Annotated in this window: 7 protein-coding genes; 1 reads left to right on the top strand and 6 read right to left on the bottom strand. The window is 67.7% G+C overall.

Annotated features, from left to right (window positions below; translation table 11 throughout):
• Positions 1–90: 90 nt before the first annotated feature.
• The 3 genes from ACVWY0_RS20775 to ACVWY0_RS20765 form a co-directional block, all read right to left on the bottom strand.
• The gene (locus tag ACVWY0_RS20775) at positions 91–1,554 is read right to left on the bottom strand and encodes an amidohydrolase (RefSeq protein ID WP_485838370.1); all 1,464 of its coding nucleotides are present in this window, start codon (positions 1,552–1,554) and stop codon (positions 91–93) included.
• Between the two features lie 194 nt (positions 1,555–1,748).
• Positions 1,749–2,135 (bottom strand): RNA-binding S4 domain-containing protein, encoded by a 387-nt coding sequence (locus ACVWY0_RS20770; protein WP_485838369.1) that lies wholly within the window; start codon positions 2,133–2,135, stop codon positions 1,749–1,751.
• A gap of 58 nt (positions 2,136–2,193) precedes the next feature.
• Positions 2,194–2,934 (bottom strand): sensor histidine kinase, encoded by a 741-nt coding sequence (locus tag ACVWY0_RS20765; protein ID WP_485838368.1) that lies wholly within the window; start codon positions 2,932–2,934, stop codon positions 2,194–2,196.
• Positions 2,935–3,391: 457 nt separating this feature from the next.
• Between ACVWY0_RS20765 and ACVWY0_RS20760 the strand changes: the two genes are divergently transcribed.
• Positions 3,392–3,520 (top strand): hypothetical protein, encoded by a 129-nt coding sequence (locus ACVWY0_RS20760; RefSeq protein WP_485838367.1) that lies wholly within the window; start codon positions 3,392–3,394, stop codon positions 3,518–3,520.
• A gap of 17 nt (positions 3,521–3,537) precedes the next feature.
• Here ACVWY0_RS20760 and ACVWY0_RS20755 read toward each other — a convergent pair whose 3' ends face one another.
• The 3 genes from ACVWY0_RS20755 to ACVWY0_RS20745 all read right to left on the bottom strand — a co-directional run bounded on the left by ACVWY0_RS20755 (position 3,538) and on the right by ACVWY0_RS20745 (position 6,309).
• Positions 3,538–4,542 (bottom strand): aldo/keto reductase family protein, encoded by a 1,005-nt coding sequence (locus tag ACVWY0_RS20755; RefSeq protein WP_485838366.1) that lies wholly within the window; start codon positions 4,540–4,542, stop codon positions 3,538–3,540.
• A gap of 78 nt (positions 4,543–4,620) precedes the next feature.
• Positions 4,621–5,082: an aldo/keto reductase gene (locus ACVWY0_RS20750; RefSeq protein WP_485838372.1), complete on the bottom strand. Its 462-nt coding sequence runs from the start codon at positions 5,080–5,082 to the stop codon at positions 4,621–4,623.
• 351 nt (positions 5,083–5,433) lie between these two features.
• The gene (locus tag ACVWY0_RS20745) at positions 5,434–6,309 is read right to left on the bottom strand and encodes a hypothetical protein (protein ID WP_485838365.1); all 876 of its coding nucleotides are present in this window, start codon (positions 6,307–6,309) and stop codon (positions 5,434–5,436) included.
• Between the last annotated feature and the right edge of the window lie 185 nt (positions 6,310–6,494).

The raw sequence follows: 6,494 nt of genomic DNA, 5'->3' as shown, positions 1-6,494 counted from the left end.
CCCATCACCCGCCATCAATGGCACGGCGAATGGAACTACACCCTCAAACCCGAAGCATCAGAATAGCCGCGTGTTGAATACTGGCAGGCCCTAAGCCAGGCCGCCGTCGTACGTGAAGCGGCCAGCCAGCAGTGTTGCCGCAACCGGCATGGCGGCGAATTCGGAGTCAGGCGAGGCCAGCGGATCGGCGTCGAGCACCACCAGGTCCGCCGGGTCCCCGGCCCGGATCCGGTTCCGGCCCCTTGCTGAAGCGGCAAGCGCCTCCCGTCGGCTGATGCATTCCTGGGGATGCCACGGCCCGCGTGCGTTCTGCCGGGACCTGGTGCTGGCCGCCGACATCGCAGCCCACGGATCCAACGGCGCAACCGGCGCGTCCGAACCCAGCGCCAACGTGGCTCCGGCGTCGAGGAGCGACCTCAGCGGAAACGCCCGCCGGGTGCGGCCGCCCCAGTTGGACTCCGCGGCGTCGCGGTCATCCAGTGCATGCACCGGCTGCACGCTGGCCGTAACTCCCAGAGGCCCAAAGCGGGCCAAATCCTCCGTCCGGACAAACTGCGCGTGTTCAATCCGGCCGCCGATCCCTGCGTGCTCGAAGGCATCCAGCGCCACCTGGTTGGCGCCATCCCCGATGGCATGGACCGCCGGGACAAAGCCGTATTCCCGCGCCCGCCGAAGCAGGGACACCAAGTCGTCAAAGCTGACAGTCAGGAGCCCGTAGCCGCCGTCGGGATATGGGTCCACACAAAACGCCGTCCGGGTGTTCAGCGAACCGTCAATGAGCACTTTCAGCGGGCCGGCGCGCAGGAGCCCCTTGCCGCCGTCGAGCGCTATGCCTGTACACATGCCGTCGTGGTGGGCCCACTCCAGGTCCTCGGGGTAGACGCCGGCGTCCACCCGGAGGGCGTTGAATCCGCCGTCGATGCGGCGCAGCCAGACGTCGCGGTTCCAGGTCATCTCGAAATCAACGATGCCCACTATGCCCCGGGCTGCAGCCGCACGAGCGGCGTCGCGGACCCAGCCGTCCACCACGGAATCCGGAAGTTTGCCCAGCTCACGGGTCAGCGCAAAAGCAGGTTCCTCCCGGAGCAGGCCGCCAGCGTCAACCGCCACCCCATACCGCCGGGCGGCAGCGCTGTTCAGCCAGACACAATGCAGGTCGTGGCTGATCAGGGCGGTAGGCCGGTTGCCGGTGGCGGCGTCGAGCATTCCCAAAGTGGGGACGTCCGGCCACAAGGCGTCGCGGAAGCCCACCCCCACGGTGGTGACCGAAGGATTGGCGCCGTGAACATAAGAACCGACGGCGGCGGCAGCCTCTTGCGCGGATGCGGCGGCGGACAGGTCCGGCCTGTTTGAGTGCAGCGCCCACTGGGTCATGTGGACGTGTTCGTCCCAGAGCCCTGGAATGACGTAGCGCCCGTCCAAGCTGACTACGCGGGCGTCGCCCGGTATTCCGCCGCCGCTACTGATGCGGGCCACCACGCCATCAACGATGTGCAGGTCCGTGACGGCGTCCTCGCCGGGCTGGCGGACGGAGGCCAGGATGAGGCCGGTCATGGAGCCAACCCCGTGAGCCCGTGGGCTGAGGAGGACGCCGACTCGACGGGAACGTTGATGAAGAGTTTCGCATCAGTGCCCATGATTCCCCCCCAGATCTGCGGCCGCACGTAGGCGACGGACCCAATTGTCGAACGCGGCACGGGGTGCGCACCGGCGCTGCCTGCCTACCAGCCTAGCCATTCGGCCGGGGTCTAGGTTGCGGAGCCCTTGAGCCGTTCCATCTCGCGGCGGTCCTTTTTGGTAGGACGCCCCGCGCCACGGTCCCGCTGCGGGAGGCCCAGCGCAGGTGCCACCGGCCGTGGCGGCGTGTGGTCCGTGAAGCAGTGCGAAGCCACCTCTGCCCCCACGCGCTTGGCGATGAGGCGGCGGACTTCGAGGGTGCGTTCGAAGCCGGACATCCGCACCGTCACAGTGTCTCCCGTGACCAGAGTGGCAGAGGCTTTGGCCGGGCTTCCGTTCAGCCGCACGTGGCCTGCGCGGCACGAAGCGGTGGCGGCCGAGCGGGTCTTGTAGGCGCGGATCGCCCACAGCCACGCATCAATGCGGACGCTGGCGAGGGAGGACGGAAGGATGGTCATGGCTGGCACCGAGTATACGGCGTCGCGGGTCAGGCGCTGGCCAGCGGAAGGCTGATCTTCATGTGGTTCCCTGGGGGCCCGTGCCGGCGATCTCAACGGTCCCACCTGCACCGGTCACCACATCGCGTACCAGGGCCAGTCCGATGCCGAAACTCCTGTGCCCCGGGGCCACGTCCACGCGGGGCGTTCGCACAAACCGCTCAAAGATTCTGTCCCGTTCGACGCCGCTGATCCCGCTCCCGGTATCGGTCACGGTGATCACGGCGCTGCGTGGGGTCCCTGCCGTAGCAAGGGCGATCGTCCCTCCCGGCGGCGTATGTGCGAGGGCGTTATCCACCAGGGCAAGGATGGCCCGGCGGAGGCTGTTCGGATCGATTCGGGCCAGCGTCCGGCCCCCGCTGGTGACTTTCAGGCCGACGCCCGCTTCGTGGGCGATTTGGCGGAGGCTATCGGCAACCGATGCCGTAACCTCGGCGACGTCCACGGGCTCTGTGGGACTCTCGGCCGCACCGCCCGTTGCGGCCAGGAGCAACTCGTTGACGATCGCTGTCAACGTTGAGGTGTCGTCCCGGATCCGTGTCAGGGCCTGGCCCGGTTTCGAAGCAGGCGGCGCATCACGCACCCCGGCCGCGGGACCGAACAGTAGGTTCAGGACCATGGCCACGCCGGTGAGCAGGGCCACGTGGTGTCGGCTGAGGTCCTGATCTACGCTCAGTTCGCCGGTGCTGGCACCGGGAATGAGCTGCACCGTCAGGCCAAGCGCGACGACGGCGGCGGCCAGGAGCAGCGCCGTCACCATCCAGTGCGGTGCTTGGGGGAGCGCCAGTAGCCGGGTCTGGCGCTGCCGCAGGCTGGCGTTCCCTGATCCGCTGCAAGAGGACCCGCTGTAAACGCTCGGATATGGACTGCGTCAGGCATCAAGGTCTCCCGCTAGGCATCTGCAGGTGGCCGGTTGGCCGCCTGCAGACAACTCTGCCCCGCATCCTTTAAGGAATCCTTAAGAACCCAGGGCAGCTGCACGGGCCTGACTGTGCCGCGCCCTACGCAACAAGGTTCGCAGCGGCGGTGTCCATGTGCTCGCGGATTGTGTTTCGCGCCAGCGAGGCGTCGCCGGTCACGATGGCGGCGAGGATGTCGTAGCGCCGGTCCACGCTCATGTTTTTCACCCCCTTGTCTACAAAAACCGCATCCTGGCCGACCTGCAGGCCGACCGGAGAATCAGTGAGATCATCGACATCGGCTGCCAGGTCCTCACCATGGGGCAGCGCGTTGTGGGAGTGGAACTGGCCAGCAGGCTGGCCCGCAAATGTATCGGCTATACCGTTGATCCCACCTCCGCTTCGTCGGACAAGGTTAGGGTGCTCCCGGACTTCGAGGGCTGCTGAGCCTACGGCTGGAGTTCCTAGGCTTCGCGGGTGGCGGGGGACTTGGTCTGCGCCGGATCGCGTTCCGCGAGCGAGCCGATGGCGTCGTCGATCTTCTTCATGGTCTCCGGCTCCAGTGTCACGCCGGCCGCGGCCACCGTGTCCGCGAGCTGCTCAGGGCGCGACGCCCCGACGATGGCGGAGGCAACGTTCGGGTTCTGCAGCACCCAGGCAACCGCGAGTTGGGGCATGGAGAGCCCGGCTTCCGCGGCGATCGGCTTGAGGTCCTGGACACCGGCGAGGACGTCGTCACGCATCCAGCGCTCGATCATCCTGGCGCCGCCCTTGTCATCCGTGGCGCGGCTGCCCGCGGGCGCAGGCTGGCCGGGCAGGTACTTGCCGCTCAGCACGCCCTGCGCCATGGGGGACCAGACAATCTGGGACACACCCAGCTCTTCGGACGCCGGCACAACCTCGGCTTCGATGACCCGCCACAACATGGAGTACTGGGGCTGGTTGGAGATCAGCTGGAAGCCCAGTTCCTTGGACAGTGCGTGGCCGGCGCGGAGCTGCTCCGCCGTCCACTCGCTGACGCCGATGTACAGCGCTTTGCCCTGCCGCACGATTTCTGCGAACGCCTGCATGGTCTCTTCCAGCGGCGTCTCGAAGTCGTAGCGGTGGGCCTGGTAGAGGTCCACGTAGTCCGTCTGTAGCCTGCTGAGCGAGCCGTTGATGGACTCCATGATGTGCTTGCGGGACAGGCCAAGATCGTTCTTGCCCTTGGGGCCGGTGGGGCCGTAGACCTTCGTGAAGATCTCCAGGGACTCCCGGCGCTCGCCCTTCAGCGCCTCGCCGAGGACGGTTTCCGCGGCGGTGTTGGCGTAGACGTCCGCCGTGTCAAAGGTGCTGATGCCGGCGTCGAGCGCTGCCCGTACGCACTGGGTGGCGACGTCGTTCTCCACCTGCGAGCCGTGCGTCAGCCAGTTGCCGAACGTGATTTCCGAGACTTTGAGGCCGCTGTTTCCGAGGTATCTGAATTCCATGGTTTCCACGCTAGCGGAGATAGTTATTTAGGGAAAGGGCTTTCCGCAACGCACGACGGCGGTGCGGCCGCCCCGCGATCAACGGCGGCGGAGTTCCGCGTACTCCAGGGACGGCACTCTTGCCCCGGCGTCGCGCTCCACGAAATTGGTCCCGGGCGGCACCAGTTCGTCGATCGCATCCAGGACGGACTCGCCCAGGAGGGTGTCCGTGGCCTTGAGATGGTCCTCGGTGCGCGGGCCGATGATCACACTGCTGACGGCGGGGTGGGCCGTAGGCCAGCACGCCCAGGCCGTACTGCTGTAGTCCGGCCGGTGCGCCTGGTACAGATCGATCCGGTCCGTCTGCAGTCGGTGGAGGCTGCCCTCCACCGACTGCATGATCCAGCGCCGGGAGTTCCCCGAGTGGCCCGGGTTGGCGCTCATCTGGCCGTGGAACTTGGTGGCCAGGAAGACGTCGTCGCGGCGGCCGCGGAGCGCCCGGCCCACCACCTGTTCGGACTCACCCTGGGAGTACACGTCGGCGGTGTCCACCGCGGTGATGCCGGAGTCGAGGGCGGTCTGGATGATGCGGATGCTTTCATCCGCGCCGGTGGGGCCCCGCCGGCCTGGGGGCCGCCGGCTGCGCCGCCCGGCCCTTCGCCAAGGTTCATGGTGCCCAGTGTGAGCGGGCTGATGGGCGTGCCGGACCGCCCGAACACACGAAGTTCACTGAGGCTCATTCCCCGGCTCCTCACGATCGATTTCCCACGCGGATTGCTCTGGATCGTCACGACGCTACACAAATTCGGCGGTGTGCTGCAGGAAAGCGCCATGGTGCTTCGCTTTTCGTAGCACGGGGTAACGCGGGCCGGGGCAGTGACGGTTTGTGACGGCCCGGGAGCCGCACGGTCCTCAGCTCCGGTCGGCAGGCAGCTTGGCCTTGAGGACGTTCGCGTGGCCGGACAACGACACCAGCGAGCCGGTGTCCAGCAGGGACAGGGGCGCGGGGGCGGGCGGCTTCGTGAAGGAGCGGGCGGCCCCAAGGCCGGCGCTCTCACGGCTGGGGTCGCGGTTGGAATTGTCCCGCGCAGGGTTGTCCTGGTGCAGCGCCGACTCCACCAACGGAGCCACCGCTTCCACCTTCGCTGCGGGAACGGAGGGGCCGGGAAGATCGCGGACCGAGATCTTGATTTCGGGGGCGGCGGCCCGGGCGCGCGCCATGGCCCGGGCATCCGCTTCGGCCACCGCGGCAGCCCAGCCCTCGGCGAGCACCGGGGGTTCCTTGCGGGCCGCGGTGAGCAGCGGGTGATGCTCCACCGCATGGTGGAAGCGGGGCCGGAGTTCGGAGGGTTTCAGGAAGGTGCGGGCGTCTTGAAGGGCTTTGCGCCAGTTGCGCGGCGCGCTCACTGCGGCCACGGCGGCCGCGCCGTGGGCAAACATCGTGGACAGGGCTGCGCCGGTTGTCGTCCGTAGGGCGCCGGGCTTTGCGCGCAGCACCCCGGCGCGGGCCGGCTGGCCGGCAGACGGGGCGGCAGCGCCGTCGTCGTGCGTTTCAACGGGGGCGCCCGACGGCGGCACGGACTCCCCGGTCAGGCGGACCAGGGGGAGGGTTTCGTGTTTGGGGAGCCGCCCAAAGAGGGCCATTACGGTCAGCACAAACAGCCGCCCGGCGCCGGCAAGCAGCAAGGTGATGACCACCAGCAGGAACAGGCCCAGGAACATCAGGAGCGCCAGGCCGAGCGTGCCGAAAAAAGTCAGGTTGAGAGCGATCGTCGTTGAATCTCCCACGTCATCTCTCCTCTCTGCCGGCGGCGGAGTCCGTCCCGGCACTCATCACCACGGGCAACAGCCCTCCTCCACCTTACGGACTATTTTTCGGTCCTGCCGCTCCCGGGCGGGGTTCGTCCGAGGTTGTTTCGAAGCTGTTACCGGATATGACCACACCGGCTGCGGCCTATAGTCGGAAGGGACCC

It is taken from the genome of Arthrobacter sp. UYNi723, from assembly GCF_054057635.1.
The sequence above is the reverse complement of the archived record's forward strand: the minus strand, read 5'-3'. Positions and strand labels throughout refer to the sequence as shown.